Raw genomic sequence first — 22,952 nt, 5'->3', positions numbered from 1 at the left:
TCTAAAGTTCGTGTATGAATATGAATTGAATGTTAATAGTTCCAGTTATCTTTTATCTTATTAGCCACAAAGATCATTTCGGCAGCGATCAGTTTTTCCTGTTGCTGCAATTGCTCATCTGTAGCACTTGTAAGAGCTGGGTATTTAAGTTTGATCGCGAATTTGTCCGGACTGCTTAGCAAGGACGACGCATCCTCATTCAGCAGTACATGAACCGCCTGAGGATTAGAGGCTGAACTTTCAAAGGTAACCGAGCCACCCTGGTCATTGTATTTGGCATTCAGACCGCCGTCTGTACCTATCTTGAATCCAAGTTTGGTCAAAGCCGGTGCCACTTTCTCGGACGGGGCAGCGCCTACGGCAAATACTTTGACATCGTTAATCCCATTGTTCGCTAAGGCTGCTTTCAAAACGGCCTTCGCAAAAGGAGCGCTGAATCCGTCATTACTGATCAGTTCGATCAAAACCGGCTTCTTCTGACCTTTTGCTACAATGCCCATCTGCTGGATGCCGGTCAATACATCCTGACGTTCATAAGAAACAGGGTTGCTCTTTTTGATTTGTTTAAAAGATTGCACCAGTTCAGGATAAATAGCATCTGCCACCGGGGCGAAAGCGGAGCCTACTACCAGTAGGCTTGCTAAAAATACATTAACTAAGGGTTTCATGATCTTTAAATTATTGGTTTATATCAATTAGGTTGTTTATAGTAGATGATGAAGTTCGGATAGATGTTAAGTATTTGTCTGATTGATTTTCTCTTTAGCGCTGTCTAATATGGTAGCATTTAAGCCGCTTTCATCAGCGAGTTGTGCTATCTTGTAACTGTAGTATTCTTTTTTTAGGGTAGGGAGATCTATATACAATGCTTTAGAGAGTTCTTTTAATTTACTCGCATTAAATGCCTTTTTGCCGGATTCAATCCGGCTCAAATTGGCCCTTTCTATATCCAGTTTTTTTGCAAATTCTTCCTGTGAGATGTTGAGCTCCTGACGATGTTCTTTTATGAAAGCACCAAAGCTTGCAAATACTACAGGCTTTTCGTCGGTTTGCTTTTGCGCAGTCTTTGATGGATTTTCGGTAGTGACTGCGCCATCAGCAGGATTGGGGCGAAAACTATTAATACTGGCAAAAAGCAGCGAAAATTTATTTGACATCTGGCCAATAAGTTCCTGATTTATAGTATAGGTCAAATGATATTTTGTCCCCTGTGCTTTTAAGATGCCTAAAGCCTTTAATTCCGCAACATGCTTTTTAATCGCATCCTGGGTAAACGGGATATCAAATAACTCCTCTTTACTGATCACATTTCCCTTTTCAACAATTAAACGAAAAATGGCAACCCTAACCGGCAATGCCAGCGCTTTAGCAAATTCTGCTAATTCGTTGTCACTTTCACTGAATTTTGATTTTGGAGATAACATAATAAGGACTGATGGTTTATCTGACAATAGTAATAATTATTTATTGCTTTAAAGCAATATTACGATGAAATAGTGTTAAAAAAAAGTTAACAACACTCATCAATACAATTAACAGTTACAAAAAACGCTGCGAATGTATCCCGATATTTTGACCAGGTTTTGCTGTCAATACAGTAACATACGCTTGTTCCTTCAATTTTACCTTTGATTATTCCGGCATCTTTTAATTCTCTCAAATGCTGTGATATGGTTGGCTGCGCCAAGCCCAGTATCTCTACCAGATCATTGCATATACATTCATTGGCTTTTATTAAATGTTCAATGATTCCAATACGCGCAGGGTGTGCCAAAGCTTTCATCATTTGCGCCATGTCATTTTGCGCATCTGTAAAGTTTGCTGTTTTAGTTAATCCCATATTGCAATATTACGATTAATATTTGAATGATGCTAATAAATGAAATTATTTTTTATGCATCGCTTCCATGAGGTGCTCAAATTGCCCGGTATACTCATTCCAGGTTTTCCAATTTACTTCATATAAAGACTTTTTACCGTCAATGGATGCGATAATGAGGTCCGACTCCAATAATTCTTTCAAGTGATGCGATACAGTAGGTTGTGCCAGAGGTAATACCTCCACAATTTCACCACAGGTGAATTTAGGGCGCTCCGCCAAAATACGCAGTATAGCTATCCTTGCAGGATGGGACATGGCTTTCGCTATTAATGAGATATGTTGGTCAACCGAGGTAAACTCGCCTTTTTTATGATTAGCCATGTTGAATGAATCGTGCAAAGATAAAATCAAAACATGATCTTAAACATAAATAGAATTTGAACAGGATTTTCTTCATGATTTCTTCATAATACCCTGAGTTAACATAATGTTTCCTTAGTTTAATCTAATATCTAAGATATTCGATTTGATAATGTTCTGTTAACACGAAATTAATGATGCTAGGGTAATTTTGACCCATCATTAAATATTATGTTGAAAACTAATTACTTACTCATTTTTCTTTTTCCGATCCTCCTAATTAATACCAAGCTTTTTGCACAGAATAGTGGAAAAATTGCAGGTAAAATTATTGATCAGAAAACAAGCGAAACATTAATTGGAGCCACAGTCGGCATTCAAGGTACAACCAAAGGCGCTGCCACCAACGTTGACGGCCGTTATGTCTTAACTGGTCTTCAGCCCGGTAAGTATACTATAGTTATAAAATATATAGGGTACCAAAGCAAATCAGTTTCTGATATAGAGGTTAAGGCTGGTGCTGTTACTAATCTTGATGTTGTTTTACAGGAGGCTACAAATACCTCACTTAAAGAAGTTGTTGTTACTGCTACTTACCGCCAGGCATCGGTAGCATCCCTATATGCTGTGCAAAAAAACAGTGTATCTATATCTGATGGTATATCATCAGAACTGATCAAAAAATCCCCCGACAGAAGTACCAGTGATGTTTTAAAAAGGGTGAGCGGCGCTACTGTTCAGGATAATAAATTCGTGGTTGTAAGGGGGCTTAGTGACCGGTACAATAGTGCTTCGCTTGATGGTACCCCATTGCCAAGTACAGAGCCAAACAGAAAGGCCTTTTCATTTGATATTGTACCAGCCAACTTAATTGAAAATATCATTATCAGTAAAACAGCTACACCTGACCTTCCTGCTGATTTTGCCGGTGGTAATATACAGGTTTTAACAAAAGACATTCCGGATCAAAATTTTATCAGTTTGGGGGCGGGGTATAGCTATAATACACAAAGCACATTTAAAGACTTTAAGAGCGGATACCGCAACACAAGTGATTATTTCGGCTTTGACGGCGGTGCCAGGGAACTGGTTAAGAATTTCCCAACCACAGCTCAAATAATTGGCCCCCCAAGATTAACCACTAAGCAAAATATACAATCTATCAATTCGCTTAATAACGACTTTAATATCTATAATAAAAACGCATTTTTAGGCCAAAGCTACCAGTTTACCCTGGGTAATGTACAGGAAATAGGCCCCAACAAAAATCGCTTTGGTACTACTATAGCCTTAACCTACCGTAATGCGGAAACAACAACGCCAGACCTGATCAGGAAGTATAATAATTTTGATTATACAGAAGATCAATATAAATTCTCTACAAATATTGGAGCACTTGCAAATTTTGCATACAGTTTTGGCAACAACAAAATAACACTCAAAAATCTTTACAATCGTACTTTCGACGATATTTTTACTTATCGCACAGGTGTCAATACTTCCAATTCAAGCCACGACAACCGATTTTATGCATTTGATTTAACGGAAAAAGCCTTATTTAAAACCACATTGGACGGCGATCATAAACTTGGAGCATCAAATGCAAAATTAGACTGGAGCCTGGGCTATAGCAATATTTTAAACAGCCAACCAGATCAAAGAAAAATAAACTATGTACAACCGAATGCAGGTGATCCGTATGTGGCAAGCATTACTACTTTGGGAAAAGAGAATGCCCGCTTTTTTTCAGATCTGCATGAGAATATTTATGCAGGCAAAGTTGATTTTAAATTACCTGTTAAGCTGTTTAACCAAACCAGCAATTTTAAAGCGGGTATATCTTCACAATATCGCGAGCGTACTTTTGCCGCCCGTTTCCTGGGTGTTACGCTTCTTGACGGGACAAGTGATATCAGGCTAAGGCCAATAGAAACCCTTTTTGGGCCAAATGCTGTCAATTCAGGTGCTTTTGAACTTGATGAAATTTCAGCCCCGAATGATAACTATAAGGCGCATAGTTATACCAACGCCGGCTACATAATGTTCGATAATAAAATAAGCGAAAAGTTCAGAGCGGTTTATGGTTTAAGGATTGAAAAATTTGATTTGAAACTAAACACCAATGACCCTGATCAAAAACAACCCCAGGCCGAATTAAACAATACCGATTTCCTGCCATCAGTAAACCTTACTTACAGTTTAACCAGCAAAGCAAACTTAAGGGCGTCTTACTATCGTACCCTGGCACGTCCTGAATTCAGGGAACTTGCACCATTTTCCTATTATGATTATGAACTGTTAGCTACCCAGGTAGGTAACCCTGATTTAAAAAGAACATCAATTGATAATGCCGATTTAAGGTATGAATTTTATCCATCAGCAGGTCAGATATTCTCTTTCTCTGTTTTTTATAAAAAGTTTTATAACGCTATTGAGCCGAGTATAGATGATGTAAACTCATCAACTACAATCAGTTATTTCAATTCCAAATCAGCCTATGTTTATGGCCTCGAAATGGAAGCCCGTAAATCTCTTGATTTCATTAATGATCAAGGGTTCTTTAAAAACAGCTCTCTTTATGCTAACGTGTCTGTAACCAAATCACGTATTCAAAATCCAGCTAATCCCAATCTGCTTGAACCAAACAGGTCATTAGTAGGGCAATCGCCCTATGTTATTAATGCAGGTTTTCAGCATAATGCCTTTAACAACACATTGTCTGTTAATATCCTGTATAACCGTTTAGGTAAGCGTATTTTTTACGCCGGCGGGCAAAACTTCCCCAGCGTTTATGAAGCTCCAAGAAATGTACTTGACTTTCAATTAGGTTACAAAGTACTCAAAAACAAAGGAGAGATTAAAATAAACGGTAGTGATCTGTTTAATCAGAATTATACTTTCTACTACGAACTCGACAAAAACCCTAAAGGCGGTACCGGTAATATCTTTAAAAAGTACAAACCAGGGGCAGTTTATGCGCTAACCTTTAATTACAATTTTTAATAAGCTTACACCCCAAAAATTTAACAATACAGATTTAATTGAACCCAAAATTATGAAAAAGCAAGGATTATTTTTAGCGCTTATTGTAGCTCTTTTTTCAGCTGCGTGTAGCAAAAAATCAGCAACTATTGACCCGCCCATTAATGACACTACTAAAACCAGTAACGTTGTTACTGTAACCGGCGATATTTCTACAGCAACTACCTGGAAAGCAGATAAAATTTATTTATTGAAAGGTTTTGTATACGTAACTAACGGTGCTACATTAACAATTGAGCCAGGAACGATCATAAAAGGTGATAAAGCAAGTAAAGGCACTTTGACCATTACCCGTGGCGCAAAAATCATGGCAGTAGGTACTGTTGCCAAACCTATTGTATTTACTTCATCATTTGAATCAGGTGCAAGGGCAAATGGCGATTGGGGTGGTATTATCCTTTTAGGAAAAGCTCCCGTTAACCAAGGCGATAATGTAGCTATTGAAGGTGGTTTGGATGCTAAAGGCGACGCTGCTAAATACATCCAATATGGTGGTACAGATGCTAATGATAACTCAGGCACATTGAAATATGTACGTGTTGAATACGCAGGTATCCCTTTTTCACCTGATAACGAGATCAATGGTGTTACCTTTGGTGGCGTAGGCGCAGGTACAACTATTGAATATGTACAAGTTTACCGCTCTGGTGATGATGCTTTTGAGTGGTTTGGCGGTACAGTTAAATGTAAACACCTGATCGCTATGGGGAGTTTAGATGATGATTTTGATACAGATTTTGGTTTTGCAGGTAAAATTCAGTTTGGTATAAGCCAACGCTTTAAAACCATTGCCGATATTTCGGGATCAAACAGCTTTGAATCGGATAACGATGCTAATGGCTCTGATAAAACACCACAGACTTCGGTTGTTTTTTCAAATATGACTCTACTAGGCCCTATTACTAAGAGCGGAGAAACTAACGTAAATGCTAACTATCAGCATGGCGCGCAGATCCGTCGTAATTCGGCTTTAAGCTGCTTTAACTCTATATTCTCGGGTTATGTTGATGGTGTTTATATAGATGATTCTAAAGTAACTACCGCTGCCTCAACTTCAACTAACTATACAGCAGGTCGTCTGGTGTTCAAAAACAACATCATTTTAGGAACGAAGAACAATGAAGTAAAAGGTGAAAATAAAACCTTATTTGAAACCAAATTAAGAGCTGAAAATGTTTTTAATGCTGCCATATACGCTGATGCTGTTATTAATTCGCCGTTTAAGTTTTCATCTGATTTTGCTAATGCAGGAACTCCAGACTTTACTGTTAAGGCTGGCTCAATTGCGGCAGCTGGTGCTTTATTCACTGATGCTAAATTGAGTGATACATTCTTTGAAAAAGTTGATTACAAAGGTGCTTTTGGCACTACAGACTGGACAGCAGGATGGGCTAATTTTGATCCTCAAACAATGCCTTATACAACTCCGGGCGCAGTAACAAAGTAATTTTATTTAATATTTTAAAGCTGCCTCAATATTTTTGAGGCAGCTTTTTTTATAGAAATTAATTATATCCACCTGAAACGTCTATGTCATCTTTACATTTTCTTTTAAATCATATTGATCTTGAATTGTCGCAATTTGCAAGAGCGCTGGCATTACCCATTCGGGTTTTCATTATCAGAACGATCATTGAAAATGGCAACTCCATCAGTAAGCAGGCACTACACACCGGCGTATTCAGTACAGATAATATCAATAAGCATATTATGGAGTTAAAATCAGTTGGAATTCTTAAGATGAATGGCGTGAGGGGGCAAATTACTTATAGCATTGACCAAAATGTATCAAAGCAAATATCGGATAGTTTTATCAATATGTTTCAAAGCATAAGTCAGTTAAGTTTGCAAAAAATAGATCACCCCAAATCAGTAACTGAAACCGTTCTGGATTTAAAAAAGGATGAGCTACTGATTAACTTCAAAAACTTTGGCGCTTTTATTAAAGCACACCGGCAAGAGCTTAACATTTCGCAGGAAGACTTTGCAAAGAAGATCAATATTGACCGGGCACAGCTGAGCAGAATAGAAGGAGGCAAGAAATCATTAAATATTGATAAATTAGAAAGCTTGTCCAAAGCGCTTTATTTGAATTTGCAAACTGTAACAAAAGAATATTACAACTACCGTATTGCTGAACTTATTAAGGAGAGTCGAAAAATAAAGGGTTGATATATAAGTGTCATTTCATATTTGACACTTGTAATAATTATTGAAAAGTATTTTAATTATATCCCCGGCGTTTCGAAATTCGTTAACACATCTTCTGATGCATATTCTGCTTTTATTGACTTTGCAATCATGAATCAATTGTATTATTTTAATAAGATAACATTTAAAAAATAATCAATTAATATATGGTTATTATATTGATACAAATCTAAATCAATATGATAAAACCTTATCAAAAAGAGCTTAAATCCCAGGGATTTAAGCTTTCGCCTGCAAAGAATTTTGTTTTATTATTATTTATTCTTGCAACGGTATATACCGGTTGTAAAAAAGATAATAATGTTCCATCGGCTAAAAAAGATCCATTAGTAAGTGTAGACCCTTTAATTGTGAAGGCCATTAAAGACCTGGGTTTCAGAGCGGATACCATTAAAGAATTTGGTGATTATTACGTGGTGGAGGGCGATATCATGCTCTTAAAATCGAATTTAAAAACACCGCAAAAGTCAACTACGCAGATTGACCGGGATAAAATTATCAACCAAACTCGGTCTAACTATATTATTAGTAATTACAGTAGTTATAATATAAATATATTAGTCGATCATACCATATGGAGTGACGCTAATACATGGCAAAGCGGCTTGCTGGAGGCGATGAGAGTATGGAATACCCAATCCAACAGCAACATCAAACTGAATCTTATTTACGATGTGTACGATGCAGGTCAAAGAGTCGATATTACGATCAAATCAGATAATGGTTTATTAGATGCTAATACGGCGGCAAGGGCAGTATTTCCTTTTTCTGATGGAAAACCGGGAAATTTAATAATCGTAAATACCGATTTTGTAGACCCTTTTTCCAGTTCATTTATAAATCCTACAACAGCACAAACCACATGGAATATGATACATGAAATTGGACATTGTTTGGGATTGAGGCATACGAACTGGTTTTTAAGAAACGAAGGTGCTTCGCCTGATGGTGCGATCCAGATACCAAATACACCAACCGCCACTCAGGGCGATCCTAATTCTGTAATGAATGGGGGAACAGCACTAAGTTCCTACAATTCAAACAATCAAACTTATCCATTGCCTTCTATATATGATAAAACGGCAATAAGTACTTTATATCCTATCAATGTAAACAGTGCTATAGCACCAATAGTAAGTGGTCCATCAACATTTGGTGGCGAAAGAATCTTTTCCTTAAGTTATATATCAAAAGAAGTTGGTATAAACTATCACTGGAAAGCGATTGGTATAAACGGAACGACCTTTAGTTATGACTTTACTGATCCGGATAACAACAATCCGGGACTGGAACTGAATCTTCCATCAGGAACTTACCAACTGCAATGTGCTATATCCGGTGGTAAGTATGCTGCCGGGGTAACCGGAATAAAAAATATTACGGTTCAGTAATGTAGTGATCTAATATAAAAGGACCCGACTAATTTAGTCGGGTCTTTTGAGTATTAATTATTCGGATAGCTTTATAAACGGGCATTCGTAAAAATTCGATGAAGTCCCTTAATGAGTTTCTTACGTTTATAAATTCATTCAATTTAAGGAGCACTAATGTGCTGTCAGGATCTTATTATGGAAACGCTTCAATTATCCAAAAAGAGTAGACGATCCTCATTTGTGTTATTGCTATTTTCTATAGCAAAATTTGATAATCTGTAGCGTTTAGGCCTTCGTAAACGTAAATAGTTAAAAACGAAAGCCTATGAAACCTGTATCCATTTTCTTAGTAGTGCCGTTGATATGTATTCAATTGTTTACTTCATGTAAAAAGCACAGCGAGCCCAACGAGAACACAAATGATTTAACATCATGCCCGGTCAATTCCGATTGTACGCATACATTTTCCACTATACCGGAATATGCACAGGATCAACCGTCCAGTTTCAGGGCATTTACTTACGGCCAAATTTTGAAAGAGAGTTGTAATATAGAAACGCGAATGATGATAAAAGCTCCTTTAACAAACAACAAATTTGACTATAATGCCCAGGATATCGTAAATGGCACTGTCAATTACAATTTCATCTGTCCCTGCTGCAACTCAATTTTTTTTAAACCTATAGGAGGTCATGTTGAAGGACACAGGATTGATGATCAAAAATGGCTTATTCATGCAACAGTAATTCTTGGAACAGAGGCAAATAAGCCAATGGATACACTGACTGTAAACCAATACTTTGTGAAAAAATAATTTGAAACAAAGCCCGGAAACGGGCTTTGTTAAATAAGTTTAAATTAATTAGGCAGGTGTTGTTGAATAAAATTGGCACTATAGATTTTAACCATATCCCGTACCCTTTTAAATTCAGCGAAAACTACTTCGTCTGTTCCTTTCGCCTTTGCAGGATCAGGGAAGTTTTCATGGAAACGTTCTGCCTTGCCGGGGAAAAAAGGACAGGCCTCATTGGCGTTATCACATACGGTGATCACATAATCAAATGGGATGGAAATATATTCATCTACGTGATTGGAGGTGTGTCCTGATATGTCAATATGATCCTCCGCCATGACCTGGATGGCTTTAGGATTAACGCCATGTGTTTCTATGCCTGCACTGTAAATATTGGCTTTTTCACTTGCGAAATGACGCAGGTAACCCTCGGCCAATTGGCTGCGGCAACTATTGCCGGTACATAGGACTAATATATTTTTCTTGCTCATCTTAATGTTTTTTTCATGACGATAGCCGATACCGGGCAAACATGGCTGAACTCTGATGAAGCGCTGACTTCCGCAGGCACATCTTCCCTGTTTATTTTTGAATAGTTTTTACGCTCGAAGTAGGCTGGAGCCGTTTCTGTTAGCAGGTATAATTCAATCAAGCCTTTCAACTTACACATCGCATCCAACCGGGCCAGCAGTTTACCGGCGATACCTAAACCTCGCTTTTCAGGTTGTACCGCTAAAGACCGGAGCAACCCATAGTCTCCATAAACCTCAACGCCTCCAACACCGACTACTGTACCATCTTGTATCGCTACAATAAAATTATCTAGTGTTTGCGGCAGATCCGCTATGGGCAGCTTTTCAGCGGCCAGCAGTTCGATTATTTTGTCTTTATAGGGTTGGGCCTGGTCTATGATCATGGTTGTTATATTAGCAGCAGCCTCCGCCTGGTGTGCAGCAAGCTTCCGCAGGCGCAGCCAGGTTAACTAATTGTACTTTGGGTTTCTCTGCCGCCGCAGGTACGCAACATTCTTCGCCTTTATCGTTTGTACCACAACTGCCGCCGCGGGAAATGGCCTTGCATTGTACTGCATCAGGGCGCAGGTCGATAGTTAAAGCTTCACTGTTCACGATCATTTCGTTAGGGAACATCTGGCGGGTATCAAATTCAGAATTACCGAACTCGATCTTTACCGTGCCGTTTGGATTAAGCGGCAGCATTTTTTCTACAATGTTTACTATCGATAATGCCTTGCTAACTTTCATGGAGCGCTCTTGCTGATCGCCTTCAGGTACCCAAAGTTGTACAATGATCTCTGTCCAGGCATTCATCACCCCGCCGCAATCTACCGATGTGATTGGCGCTTGTTTGATCTCAGTAATATGATAAGCTGCATCTACCAGCTTGCCTTCTGCATATTGGAATTGCAGGTCAAGGTCGGGATGCAGTAATAGAGTGTCTTTAAAGGTTTTCCAGTTGATCGCTTCTACTTTATTCATGATTTCTATTTATTTTATTGCAATATTACGATTGATTTGATTAAATTTTTTTAACAGCAATTAGCTACATCATAAGTGGCAAAAAAATCGCCCAGCTCATCATTTAATTGTTTCCATACCAATGGATTAATGCAGTAGCAAACGCTAACGCCTTCAATGGTCCCCTGGATCAAACCTGCTGTTTTAAGTTCTTTTAAATGCTGCGAAATGGTCGCCTGCGCCAAGCCCAGCTCGTCAGCCAGATCACCACAGATACAAGCATTCGCTTTAATGATTTGTTGCAAAATGGCAATCCGCGCAGGATGAGCAAGTGCTTTTAGCAAAATGGCCAGCCTGTTTTGCTCTTCGGTGAATATTTCTGTTTTTGTAAGTCCCATATTATATTGCAATATTACGATTAATATTTTATTCTCCAAATTTTTTTTCACAAAACTGCCCGGGCGTATGGTTAGATTATATAAAACAAGGATAATCGCGGTATTTGACAGGTCAAAACTTAACATAGAAAGCAATTTATTTTGCGTAATTTTAATATAACCAATTGTAATATTCATGATCCGGCTTATTAAAGTATGCTGTACTTTACTGCTGGTCTTTACACTGCCATCCGTTTATGGTCAGGCGAAAGATCAAAGGATTTGTTTTGAATTTTATGAAGGTACCTTTAACAGCGAAATAGATAAAACCCTATTGGTCGATATCCCGGTTCAGTTAACACCCCAGGAGATCAAAACATTTTATGACACCTTGAATACCGGTAACTATAAGCCCATTATTGATTCATTAACCTCCTATAAACAAAAACATCAGTTAAGCGATTGGTTGTATTATCAGTTGATCCGTAAAACAGCCCAGCAAATAAGCCCTAAAGCAGATAACTATAGTCGCTACACCCTTTATAAATGGTTTTTACTTGCCAAGTCAGGTTATGATGCCAGGTTGGCGTTAACTAAGAACAAGGTCATATTCTATGTATTTAACGATGAAGATGTTGAAGACATTCCGTCCTTTACGGTTAATAATAAGAAGTACATGTGTTTAAACTACCATGACTATCCAAAAACCGATCTTAATCTGGACCCACCAATTCCGGTGACGGTCAACATCCCTGAAGCAACAAAACCCTTCTCTTATAAAGTAACTAAGATGCCCAACTTTAAACCGGAAGATTACTTCGATAAAGAATTGCAATTTACCTATCATCATAAGGTTTATTATTTTAATATCAAGCTAAACAGGGATGTAGAGGCCATTTTTGCAAATTATCCAATTGTAGATTTTGAATCTTATTTTAATATTCCACTGAGTAAGGAAACTTATGGCTCCCTCATTCCGCTGCTGAAAAAAAATGTAAAGGGGATGAATCAGAAAAAGGGAGTGGACTATCTGATGCGTTTTACCAGGTATGCATTTTTATATGAAGATGATGAAGATAATTTTGGAAAAGAAAAGCGCCTCTCGCCGGAGGAAACATTATTTGCTAAATACAGTGATTGCGACGACAGAGCCGCCTTGTTTTTTTATCTCGTCAAAGAGGTATATAATCTGCCAATGATAGCCCTTTTATATCCGACACATATTACGATGGCTGTACAGTTTGACAAACCTGTTGGCAGTCCTATAATTTACAAAGGGAAAACCTATTCGCTTTGTGAACCCACTCCCCAGCGGGAGGATCTTGGGATAGGACAGATTTCAGCAAAATTGCACAATAAGCCTTATGAGGTTGTTTATCAATATGTGCCGGATGGCAAGTGACTGCAATTTCAGGCACATCGCTCCAAGCCATTATGATTAATTTGTGTTTCTTAACAACATATAAAAAGCACCTTAAAAACAGCATGAATTAAAAATTCTTTCTTGTAGGTGAGTGTTTCGGAATTTGAATTTTAAAATTGAAGATTTCCGTTGGCTGAATTTCAAGCGCTTTACAAACAGCAATCAGCCCACTAACAGACATATTGTTTTTGCCTCTAACTATTCTATAAACCTGACTATAACTAAATCCTGTTCGATCCTGAATATCCTCCAATGCTATTTTCTTTTCGCTGCAAATCTCCCACAATCTTTCTCTTATGACTCCTAAAGATTTTTTGTCTATGAATTGTTCACCCATAAAACAAAATGACTTCATTTAATCAGAAATAATTATTCCAAATTTGGAATAATTATAATTTGTAGTTATATTTGATTATTAATAAATTATGGCAAAATAGATAGATTGCCGCCTCTTTTTGAGGTATTAACTGAAGAGTCTCGTCGCTCAAAGATTGACAGCCAAGAATGCGAGACAGTAAGATAATGCCCATATCGCCTTAGTGCATATATTTGCGCTTAAGAATAGGTATGGGCCTTACTGTAAATCCATTTTCTTGGCTGTCACCTAAGAAGCGGTGGTTTGTAAGGCCCAGCCTATTCTTATTCAAACATCGAGACTCATTGTCAAACAATAATGAGTTTAAAACTGCCACATTTCGGTTATACAAAGATTGCTACTTATAGCAACGGCCCTCTATTGCACTTTTCGTTTCTTCAAGAAATTCTATCTCAATTCCTCAAAAACCGGTTTAAAAACATTATCAAATCCCCTGATTGAATCTTCAGGATAAACGGCAATCTAAGATCAGCTTAGTAGTTAATAGTCAATTTGGGGTTGCCGTTTTCCTTTTCATAGTCTTAATCTGACGAACCCTTTACCCAAACCAGCTAAAGAAACTTCATGAAAAAATTAACGATATACATCGTACTGGCTATGCTTTGCTTAAAATTAACCGCGAGCGCCCAGGATAAACCTACCGTCACTGCCCTTAAAATCGGCGACATCGTACCCAATATTACCATAAGTGACATCATTAATTACTCTGCTAAAACCGCTAAAATATCAGACTTTAAAGGCAAGCTACTCATTCTTGATTTTTGGGATACCTGGTGCAGCAGTTGTATTAAGTTTTTGCCACAAGCAAATACTTTGAATAGGACGTTTTTGGATAGAGCATATATTCTGCCTGTTACGGGACAAAAACTTGAAAACATCCAAAAGTTTTTGCTCGGTAGCGCTTTTCTGAAAAATTACAAGATTACTTCCGTAGTAAATGATCAAGTATTAACAAAACTGTTCCCCCATAATCAGCTGCCTCATGAAGTTTGGATCGATCCGCAAGGTAAACTCATCGCAGTTACAACTGACGAATATGTTACTGCCCGGAATATTGAGCAGGTTTTAAAAGGTCAAAAACCACAATGGGATTTAAAAAACGATAAACTGGACTATAATGCGGATAAACCATTATTCTTTTCGGATAATAATACAAAATTGAAATCTGGCTCTATTTTATACTCTATTACATTTACAGGCTATCTCGAAGGAGTTCCACCTGCGCAACAGGTGAAAACGGATACACCGACCCAAACCAAACGCTTTTCATTTATCAACCAACCTGTACTCAACCTTTATGCGCTGATCTTAAACAGCGGCCTGCCTTTTATGGCAACCCGGAGAATACTTCCAACAGATCATTCTAACATTTATGTGTATGCCGCCCAATCGGGTTATTATGACGAATGGCTTAAAACGCATACTTATACCTATGAAGCTATTGTCCCTGTCGGTTTTTCAGAGCGTGAAGTATTAAAACAACTGCAACTTCAAATCGAATACCTGCTGAAAATAAAAGGATCGGTACAGGAGCGGGAAACAAATTGCTGGATACTAAAACGAAAAGATAGTCAGGCTACGCTGCAAACCGCTTATGCAAAAAAGGATATTCAATTGAACCCAAGTCATCCTTTGTTTACACACCACATTCAGGCAGCTGATTTAGAATGGCTGCTTAATCAAAAAGAAAATGCGACACCAGTAATAAACGAATCAGCAACAAGAGCGCCTTTCGATCTTGATTTCAAAACCCTTCCGGTAACAATTGGTGAATGGAACGTCGTGTTAAAGCCACTTGGCTTGGAGTTTATAAAGCAAAGGAGAAAGCTGGACATGTTTGTTTTGACCGAGCAAAGGCATTTGATTTTAAGCCCTGCTTTAGAACCAATCACCAGATAATTAACAGATCATTTTAACCTTAAAGAACCGTTTAGATGAAAAGAACGATATACTTATTATTAATGCTGCTGCTCATCCCTGCATTTCTCAGGGCTCAGCAGATTATCAATGGCCGGGTGCTAGACGTAAGGGATGGCAGTCCATTATCTGGGGCGACCGTTAAATTGAAAGGACAAAGCCTTTCTGCCATTACCGATAAAAACGGGAGCTTCCACTTTCAACTGGCCCGTCTGCCGGATACCTTGCAAATTACCTATATTGGCTACATCAGTTCGGAAGTGCCGTTGAAGCTACCGCTTAAAACTCCCTTGACTTTCACTTTAACACCCGATACCCGCAGACTCCAGGAAGTGGTCGTTTCTACAGGTTATCAGCATTTACCCAGGGAACGCGCCACCGGTTCATTTGAACAGATCAGTAACAAGTTAATTGACCGAGAGGTCAGCACGAATGTGCTCACCCGCCTGGACGGAATAGCAAGCAGCATTTTGTTTGACAAGCGTGGCACCGGCACAACGAATTTCAGTGTTCGCGGATTAAGTACACTCACCAGCACCATCAGCAAACCGCTGATTATCTTGGATAATTTCCCTTATGATGGTGATGTTAACAATATCAACCCAAACGATGTGGAAAGCATCACGATATTAAAAGATGCAGCGGCAAGCTCTATATGGGGTACAAAGGCCGGAAACGGGGTAATCGTGATTACTACTAAAAAAGGCAAATACAATCAGCCTTTGGCAATAACGCTGAATACCAACTTTACCGTGGCAGCCAGACCTGATCTGTTTTATCTGCCCATGATCAGTTCTTCGGATTTTATTGACGTGGAAGAATATTTGTTTGCCAACGGAAACTATACTTCCGCTTTGAGCAATAGAAGGCGGCCCGTGATTTCGCCTGTTGTTGAAATTTTAAATCAGCAAAAATTGGGAACAATCTCCGCCGCTACTGCCACTACGCAGATTGACGCCTTACGGAATATTGATGTACGTAATGATTTTGAAAAATATGTTTATCGGCAGGCTTTTAGTCAGCAATATAATCTACAGATTTCAGGCGGAACCAACAATATGAATAATAACCTTTCTGTAGGGTACGACCGCAATCTGCAAAGTCTGGTGGGTAATCAGTATGGCCGTTTTACATTCAGAAATAGTAATACGTACAGACCAGTAAAAAACCTGCAATTACAGACCAGTATCCAATACACACAAAGTAATACCATCACCAACAGCCAGGGAGGATATGGCAGTATCTATCCGGGCGGTGGTAAAACCGGGCTTTATCCCTATGCACAATTAGCTGATGCAAATGGTAAACCATTGCCCATTGCCAAAGATTACCGATACAATTATATTGATACCGTCGGTCACGGCACTTTATTGGACTGGAAATACCGCCCATTACAGGAGATCAAGCTTGCGGATAATACCAATAAGTTACATGACCTTTTATTGAATGCGGGTTTATCCTACCAGTTTACGCCTGCCCTAAGCGCAGAAGTTCGTTACCAGTACGAATATGCAGACGGCAATTTAAGGAATTATTATAGCCCTGATACTTATTTTACCCGTAACCTCATCAACCGTTACACGCAGGTGGCCGGTAATACCATTACTCAAATTATTCCTGATGGCGGAATACTTGACCTTACACAAAACAATATAAAATCCAATGATATACGCGGTCAGCTTAATTTCAATAAAGACTGGCACCAGAAACACCGTGTTAACATCATTGGTGGAGCAGAGATCACCCAAAGCAGTACCGATATTAGTAAAGAAAGAACCTATGGTTACAATAATGAATCGTTGACTTCTTCCGCTGTGGATTTAGTTAATCTTTACCCACAGTATGGCAATTTAGGGGTCAACGCCGCAGTTCCTTATGTCAATTCCTTTAGCGGTCTGTTAAACCGAACAGTTTCTGTTTACGGCAATGGTTCTTACACCTATAATAACCGCTATACAATTAGCCTGAGCGCACGCCGGGATGCGTCCAATCTCTTTGGGGTAGAAACCAATCGTAAATGGGTGCCTCTTTGGTCGACAGGTGCATCCTGGCTATTATCTGATGAGAAATTTTATCATATAGCAGCATTGCCTTATATGAAGCTGAGGGGCACCTTTGGTTATAGCGGTAATGTCAATAATACCATACCCGCATTAACAACGATACAGTATAACACGCCAAACTCCGCTAACAGTATTACCGGGTTACCCTTTGCCAATATTACCAATTTTCCTAATCCCAATCTGCGATGGGAGAAGATAGGCATGTTTAATTTAGGACTTGATTTTGGCACCCAGGGTAACCGCATTTCAGGGAGCCTGGAATACTATTATAAGAATGCAACAGATTTGATCGGTCTTGTTCCCGCCGATCTGACGATTGGCGCGGGTGATTATCTCAATGAAAACAGTGCCGATCTAAAGACACATGGGTTTGATTTTACGCTGAATGCGGTCAATCTGCGAGGCGGCTTTAACTGGAACTCGGCGCTCTTGTTTTCTATGAATAAAAACAAGGTTGCCCAATATCTCTACACCCCGTCAAGCCCCACCGCCTACATCGGCAACGGCTCCCTAATTTCACCCATTATAGGACAAGCGGCTTATGAAATCGTAAGCTATAAATGGGCAGGGCTTGACCCGGCTACCGGAAATCCGCAAGCATATCTGAATGGGAAAGTAAGTCAGGATTACAATGCCATTACCAGTTCGGCAGGGTTCAATGATCTGGTATTTCATGGCTCTGCCTTACCTCAATACTTCGGTTCCCTGCGCAATGATTTTGAATATAAGGGTTTTGCCCTTTCGGTTAACCTGACTTATTGTTTTGATTATTATTTCCGTAGGAATGCGCTGAGTTATTACAGCCTATTCTACAGCTGGATAGGTTATAGTGAATACGAAAACCGCTGGCAGAAACCCGGTGATGAAAAAAATACCAATGTACCCTCCATGATCTATCCGGCCAACAGCAGCCGTGACGCGGTTTATGATTATTCCAGCATTACAGTGGAGAAAGGGGACAATATCCGTTTGCAGGATATAAGGCTAAGTTATCAGTTCAACAGGTCGAACTATCCACGACTGCCGGTAAAGGGTATTTTGTTTTATACCTATGCCAATAACATTGCCATCCTTTGGCGGGCAAATAAGCTTGGCCTCGACCCTGATTACGGACAGTCGCTTCCTGCGGTGAGAACAATAGCTTTTGGGTGTAAAATAGATTTATAATGCTATAGCAAAAATTAGAATTAATATGAAAAAGCAAAACTCCCTTTATATACGACTAATGCACCAATGCAGTTACACGAAATGGTTGCTATTACTTTTAACCTGCCTGGTACTCGCTTCCTGTAAAAAATACCTGGATGCCAAGCCCGACAAAACTTTGGCTGTACCATCAACGTTGCAGGATTTCCAGGCTATTCTGGATAACAATTTCTTAAACCTGGATTATCCCTTTGCGGGAGATATTGGTAGCGATGATTATTTTTTAAAAGCAAGTGATCTGTCAAATTTTTCAACCAATGATCAGCTTACTTACGTTTGGGGTGCGAATGCCGCCAATGACCTGGACTGGAATTATGCGTACAATATGGTTGAGCGCTGCAATGTGGTTTTGGATGGTTTGGAAAAGAACAATGTTCAGGGCGGGGCATCCATTAAGGGAAGTGCCTTATTCTTCCGGGGATATACCTTTTTCCAGGTGGCCAATGTTTTTTCATTACCTTATGATGCCGGGAACAGTAATAGCTTACCGGGAATAGCATTACGTTTAAGGGCTGATATTACCGTTAAGACGACCCGGAGTTCCATGCAGGAAACCTATCGGCAGATCATCAGCGATCTGAGATCATCCCTGCCTTTATTACCGGTACAGCCAAAGGTAAAAACAAGGCCATCAAAGCCAGCGGCTTTTGGAGTATTGGCGCGTACCTATCTTGCAATGAGTGATTATACCAGTGCCAATAAATATGCGGACTCCTGTTTGCAGTTATACAACAAGTTATTGGATTACAATACACTGGACAGCACACTCGCCAATCCGATCAGCCAGTTCAATGATGAAGTGATCTTTCATGCAACAACATCCGGCAGGGATGGTGTTTTAAACCCCTATTATGCACGGGTAGATACCAATCTCTATGCAACCTATACGAATAATGATCTTCGTAAGCATGTTTTTTATACCTACGCGGATGATGGTTATTATGAGTTTAAAGGAGATTATACCGGGCAGAGTTATGGTTCATTATTTGGTGGCATCGCTGTAGATGAAATGCTGCTGATCAGGGCTGAAACTTATGCAAGACTGGGCAACAACTCCAATGCTATTGCCGATTTGAATCTGTTATTAGCTAAACGGTATGCCAAATCAAGCTTTATACCTTACCCCGCGAATTATGCAAACCCATTGCCATTAATTTTGCAGGAACGCAGAAAGGAACTGGCTTTCAGAAGTGAGATCAGATGGAGTGATTTGAGAAGGCTCAATAAAGAGCCGCAATATGCGAAGACGTTAACAAGAGTAATTAATGGCCAAACTTTTACTTTACCACCCAATGATAAACGTTATGCCTGGCTAATACCTGTAAGTGTAATACAGACGAGTGGAATAAGCCAGAATACCAGATAAAGAAAGGGGAGCAATGCTCCCCTTTCTTTATTAACTCAAATTAGTTTTTAAGAAACACATCTCCGGCCGATGTGTTTTTAGCAGTGATGCGTCCGCTCAGGCCTGTGTCGATTTGTGGCTCACCGGGATTGTTGGGATCTTCGGCTGCCTGTATTGCACAGATATTGGCGTTCCCACTACAAGATGGACTGCCTGACAGTTCAACATAATTGCTTGGGGAGGTTACACTACCGCTGCCATCGTACTGCCAATACGGGTTAGCCAGCGTCTTTTTTTCAGGCGCTTTCATAGCAACAGCAGCGCCAACACCTAATACAATTGTAAACATAGCTACTATAGCCATGACTTTGTTTTTGAACAGTGTAGTGTTCATAGCATGGTCTTTTTTTAAGAAAAAAGATTACCTTAAAAAATTCAAATTTTCGTACTTTTATCTTGCGTTTTGTCTTTTGGCAGACCTCACCGTAACTATTCGCATCCCGATGTGGTAGTTACCTGATCCCGAATAGCCCGGCACGGCTATTCGGGTTTTTCGTGAATAGCGCAAACTTACGGTCATGGATTATTCTGTTAACGATTCTCTTGTGGGCATAAGTGCAGGTAAAGAAAGGCACTATGAATAAGGTTTGAAACCATACCAATGCGGCGATGTATGCCAAGACAAAACGGATGCATAGCGTCGCCATAGCGGCCAGCATGACTTTTGAGGCATAATCCTCTGCCAGATCCCTGATTGTTGCTGCATCTAACGTTCTCATTTGCTTTACATTTTTCTTATTACTGTACTTAAACCGGCCACAGCCTTGATATGGCCCGCCCTGTTTGCTTATTTGCACTTATCGTCGTGCCAACGTTCCTTGTGCCGTTCCGGTAAAAACTTGCCAATACCGCCGGTTTCTGCACCGATGACCGCATCAATTAAGGGGACGACCATCTTAGCTCTATGCACTTCTACGCCCGGAAAGGGCGCTATGAAAAACCGGTATTCCCCATCCATATTTTTAATATTATCGCTGCCTGGCTATCGCCTGGGCTGGCTTTTATGCTTTGCCTTTTCCAGTTTGTCTAACAGTTCCTTCCGCCTACCCGCGCAATTGATCGGGTTGTCCTTTTGAGCCAGGTAACGTTTTACATCCTCATTTCCTGCTTTCGCCATCGCTTGTAGCGTCGTGTCGCTGTACTGATCTTCACAGGTGCAGGTTACTACTGGAATCGGCCAGCCCGGTGGCAAGAAAACCTTTAACAGCGCTGTCTCTACCAACATGATCAATAAGAACATGCACAACTTGACTGGATCGATGCTTCGCAGTAACGGGATACGCATGTAAGCCCGGAGCAACCGGGTTAGCCAGTTTGCTTTTTTTGTTTCGTTATGCTCATCATAACGGTTAACCTCTTGCCCTCCGTTATCGCCATCCGGTTGAAGATTCGTTGTTGCCATGTGGTTAATTGCTTAATACAAAGGTAAATTGGTTTTTGGTGAAATTTTTTAGACGGGCGGAACCAATTTATGCGAAACGTACAAAAACGGGCTTGAACCGTCATTTTTTTTTCAGACCGTTTGCATTATTTTATGTGAAACGTACAAAAACAAGGGTTGAACCGTCAACTTTTTTTCTGAATCCCCCGGAGTGCACAGTTTCGCTTAGGTTGATTTTGTAATTTTGGGTTAATACATATCCGCTGATGAAAACGTCATAAGCAGTCTACCCTACCACTAACAGGAATAAGTGCCAGTGACCGCTTCATTGCCGGGTGTAAAAACTTAAGCCGATGAAAAAAAGCGCAGTGGCATGGTTACGTTTACATTTAAGGGAAGGCCCATATCCTAATAGCCCGCTATTACTGCTGCTCTCTTTTCTGGCCGGTATCTACGCGCTGTGTCCTTTACCGCCGGAGCCATTTTTTAAGTTGATCACTCATTTATGGTTTCTCTATTCTTTTACCGCACTCTTTACTATTGCTAATGGGCAGATCATTATCATTAACTGGATATGTAAGCGGCTGGATAAAAAGTATGACTGGGAGATGCAGTTTTGGTTGAGGATCGTATGGCAGCTTTTATTAGGCTTACCGCTTCCTGTTATCGCATCCCTGTTGATCAGCGAGTTGTTCTTCCCTTTCGATCAGCATAGCGCACGTTATGCCTATACTGGCTATATGCTTAAAGAGATCATTAATATGGCCGTTAACTTTAACTGCTTATATCTGTTCTGCAATTTTTATTACTATCACCAGAAGAAATCTGTGAAAGAATCGGTCTTAACCGAAGTACAGCAACAATCAACTTATGCTGACTATCTATACCTGCGGATTTCGGAAGAAAAGGAAGAACTCCGGGTACGGGTAGGCGATATTGCTTATATCTATCGCACGGAAGCGGGCCCATTGGTGCTCAGGCGGCGCGATGCCAGTTCGGTTATCTTCTGGGATTCACTCGATGCAGTACAAAAGCTACTCAACCCCAGGATCTTTTGCAGGGCAAGCCGCAATTTCATCATCACTCGTGATGCTGTCGATAAAATGCGAAGACACCCCGACAGGGGGATGACCCTGGAACTGATCCCGCCTTGCGACGAAATTGCCAAAGTCAGCAGGGACGCGAAGAAAGAAGTAGAGGCATGGATCAAAAATGAGATAGTGTCATTAAACGATGATGAAACCAAAAACTAAACGGCCGCCCCGGTTGCGGCAAACGGCTGCATTGCACCACGCGCTCCGCGCCGGGTTACATTCCGCCGTTCGCCTCACCTGTGCACAGCAAGACGGAAATTCGCTGCGCTCATAACCGACTTGCTTTTCCCGTTGCTTGTGAAAAAAGAAACAACCCAATTACACCACCTGACGCAAAGATAGCCAACGCAGGGATGAAATGTCAAGGGTATATGAACAGGCGGTAGTTGTTTGTTTTTTTGCCCGCCTGCCCTTGACATTTCACCCGGCTATTCGCTTTTGTTGCTTAAGTGGTGAAAATGGGGTGGTGTGCGTTATTGACTTGCAGAGCGGGAATGTCCGCATACATAACCATTCCGGCGAGGCTTGATTAGCAATAAAGCCCCTTCCCTTTATTTGGGCATGCAGGGTGGTTTAAATGAATAGCGATACACAATGCTACATAAGCCAAACCGGCTTAGCAGCATCTGATCAT

General features: G+C 40.1%; 21 protein-coding genes. 10 read left to right on the top strand and 11 right to left on the bottom strand.

The window, feature by feature from the left end; translation table 11 throughout:
* Window positions 1-32: 32 nt before the first annotated feature.
* From AC57BQ_RS19065 to AC57BQ_RS19050, 4 genes are all read right to left on the bottom strand, one after another.
* On the bottom strand, window positions 33-668 hold the full coding sequence (locus tag AC57BQ_RS19065) for a hypothetical protein (protein ID WP_496407778.1): 636 nt from the start codon (window positions 666-668) through the stop codon (window positions 33-35).
* Between the two features lie 66 nt (window positions 669-734).
* Window positions 735-1,424, bottom strand: coding sequence for a helix-turn-helix domain-containing protein (locus AC57BQ_RS19060; protein WP_496407777.1), 690 nt, complete (start codon window positions 1,422-1,424; stop codon window positions 735-737).
* Between the two features lie 86 nt (window positions 1,425-1,510).
* Entirely contained in the window at window positions 1,511-1,840 is a 330-nt protein-coding gene (locus tag AC57BQ_RS19055; protein WP_496407776.1) for an ArsR/SmtB family transcription factor, read from the bottom strand.
* Window positions 1,841-1,885: 45 nt separating this feature from the next.
* A complete protein-coding gene (locus tag AC57BQ_RS19050; RefSeq protein WP_496407775.1) occupies window positions 1,886-2,203 on the bottom strand; it encodes an ArsR/SmtB family transcription factor in 318 nt (105 codons plus the stop codon).
* Between the two features lie 210 nt (window positions 2,204-2,413).
* Between AC57BQ_RS19050 and AC57BQ_RS19045 the strand changes: the two genes are divergently transcribed.
* The 5 genes from AC57BQ_RS19045 (at window position 2,414) to AC57BQ_RS19025 (ending at window position 9,622) form a co-directional block, all read left to right on the top strand.
* On the top strand, window positions 2,414-5,185 hold the full coding sequence (locus AC57BQ_RS19045; protein ID WP_496407774.1) for a TonB-dependent receptor: 2,772 nt from the start codon (window positions 2,414-2,416) through the stop codon (window positions 5,183-5,185).
* 52 nt (window positions 5,186-5,237) lie between these two features.
* Window positions 5,238-6,671: a beta-helix domain-containing protein gene (locus AC57BQ_RS19040; protein ID WP_496407773.1), complete on the top strand. Its 1,434-nt coding sequence runs from the start codon at window positions 5,238-5,240 to the stop codon at window positions 6,669-6,671.
* A gap of 263 nt (window positions 6,672-6,934) precedes the next feature.
* Window positions 6,935-7,396, top strand: a complete 462-nt coding sequence (locus AC57BQ_RS19035; protein ID WP_496407772.1) for a helix-turn-helix domain-containing protein — start codon at window positions 6,935-6,937, stop codon at window positions 7,394-7,396.
* A 218-nt stretch (window positions 7,397-7,614) separates the two neighbouring features.
* A complete protein-coding gene (locus tag AC57BQ_RS19030) occupies window positions 7,615-8,826 on the top strand; it encodes a M57 family metalloprotease (RefSeq protein WP_496407771.1) in 1,212 nt (403 codons plus the stop codon).
* 307 nt (window positions 8,827-9,133) lie between these two features.
* Window positions 9,134-9,622: a hypothetical protein gene (locus AC57BQ_RS19025; protein ID WP_496407770.1), complete on the top strand. Its 489-nt coding sequence runs from the start codon at window positions 9,134-9,136 to the stop codon at window positions 9,620-9,622.
* Between the two features lie 44 nt (window positions 9,623-9,666).
* On the opposite strand, the gene AC57BQ_RS19020 is transcribed toward AC57BQ_RS19025, so the two are convergent.
* The 4 genes from AC57BQ_RS19020 to AC57BQ_RS19005 are packed head-to-tail and all read right to left on the bottom strand — an operon-like array spanning window position 9,667 to window position 11,474.
* Entirely contained in the window at window positions 9,667-10,092 is a 426-nt protein-coding gene (locus AC57BQ_RS19020) for an arsenate reductase ArsC (protein WP_496407769.1), read from the bottom strand.
* Complete coding sequence (arsN2, locus tag AC57BQ_RS19015) at window positions 10,089-10,517, bottom strand: arsenic resistance N-acetyltransferase ArsN2 (RefSeq protein ID WP_496407768.1); 429 nt, start codon at window positions 10,515-10,517, stop codon at window positions 10,089-10,091. Before arsN2 ends, AC57BQ_RS19020 begins: the two co-directional genes overlap by 4 nt.
* Window positions 10,518-10,527: 10 nt before the next feature.
* Window positions 10,528-11,097 (bottom strand): DUF6428 family protein, encoded by a 570-nt coding sequence (locus tag AC57BQ_RS19010; protein ID WP_496407767.1) that lies wholly within the window; start codon window positions 11,095-11,097, stop codon window positions 10,528-10,530.
* A gap of 50 nt (window positions 11,098-11,147) precedes the next feature.
* Window positions 11,148-11,474 carry an ArsR/SmtB family transcription factor gene (locus tag AC57BQ_RS19005; protein ID WP_496409483.1) on the bottom strand — a complete coding sequence of 109 codons (327 nt, stop codon included), beginning with the start codon at window positions 11,472-11,474 and terminating at the stop codon, window positions 11,148-11,150.
* Between the two features lie 175 nt (window positions 11,475-11,649).
* Between AC57BQ_RS19005 and AC57BQ_RS19000 the strand changes: the two genes are divergently transcribed.
* Window positions 11,650-12,855 (top strand): hypothetical protein, encoded by a 1,206-nt coding sequence (locus AC57BQ_RS19000; protein WP_496407766.1) that lies wholly within the window; start codon window positions 11,650-11,652, stop codon window positions 12,853-12,855.
* Between the two features lie 88 nt (window positions 12,856-12,943).
* On the opposite strand, the gene AC57BQ_RS18995 is transcribed toward AC57BQ_RS19000, so the two are convergent.
* Window positions 12,944-13,231, bottom strand: coding sequence for a helix-turn-helix domain-containing protein (locus tag AC57BQ_RS18995; RefSeq protein ID WP_496407765.1), 288 nt, complete (start codon window positions 13,229-13,231; stop codon window positions 12,944-12,946).
* A 585-nt stretch (window positions 13,232-13,816) separates the two neighbouring features.
* Between AC57BQ_RS18995 and AC57BQ_RS18990 the strand changes: the two genes are divergently transcribed.
* From AC57BQ_RS18990 to AC57BQ_RS18980, 3 genes are read left to right on the top strand one after another with little or no spacing between them, the layout of a single operon-like run.
* A complete protein-coding gene (locus AC57BQ_RS18990; protein ID WP_496407764.1) occupies window positions 13,817-15,151 on the top strand; it encodes a TlpA family protein disulfide reductase in 1,335 nt (444 codons plus the stop codon).
* A 35-nt stretch (window positions 15,152-15,186) separates the two neighbouring features.
* On the top strand, window positions 15,187-18,399 hold the full coding sequence (locus AC57BQ_RS18985; protein WP_496407763.1) for a SusC/RagA family TonB-linked outer membrane protein: 3,213 nt from the start codon (window positions 15,187-15,189) through the stop codon (window positions 18,397-18,399).
* A 25-nt stretch (window positions 18,400-18,424) separates the two neighbouring features.
* The gene (locus AC57BQ_RS18980) at window positions 18,425-19,804 is read left to right on the top strand and encodes a RagB/SusD family nutrient uptake outer membrane protein (RefSeq protein ID WP_496407762.1); all 1,380 of its coding nucleotides are present in this window, start codon (window positions 18,425-18,427) and stop codon (window positions 19,802-19,804) included.
* 40 nt (window positions 19,805-19,844) lie between these two features.
* Here AC57BQ_RS18980 and AC57BQ_RS18975 read toward each other — a convergent pair whose 3' ends face one another.
* Together AC57BQ_RS18975 and AC57BQ_RS18970 are read right to left on the bottom strand one after the other, a co-directional pair.
* Window positions 19,845-20,177, bottom strand: coding sequence for a hypothetical protein (locus AC57BQ_RS18975; RefSeq protein ID WP_496407761.1), 333 nt, complete (start codon window positions 20,175-20,177; stop codon window positions 19,845-19,847).
* Window positions 20,178-20,825: 648 nt separating this feature from the next.
* Window positions 20,826-21,245, bottom strand: coding sequence for a hypothetical protein (locus AC57BQ_RS18970; RefSeq protein WP_496407760.1), 420 nt, complete (start codon window positions 21,243-21,245; stop codon window positions 20,826-20,828).
* A gap of 332 nt (window positions 21,246-21,577) precedes the next feature.
* Between AC57BQ_RS18970 and AC57BQ_RS18965 the strand changes: the two genes are divergently transcribed.
* A complete protein-coding gene (locus tag AC57BQ_RS18965; RefSeq protein WP_496407759.1) occupies window positions 21,578-22,477 on the top strand; it encodes a LytTR family transcriptional regulator DNA-binding domain-containing protein in 900 nt (299 codons plus the stop codon).
* Window positions 22,478-22,952 lie beyond the last annotated feature (475 nt).

The organism is Mucilaginibacter sp. BGA-UO-ETr-C110 (genome assembly GCF_059567985.1).
Note: the sequence above shows the minus strand (reverse complement) of the source record. Positions and strands in the feature narration are given on the sequence as shown.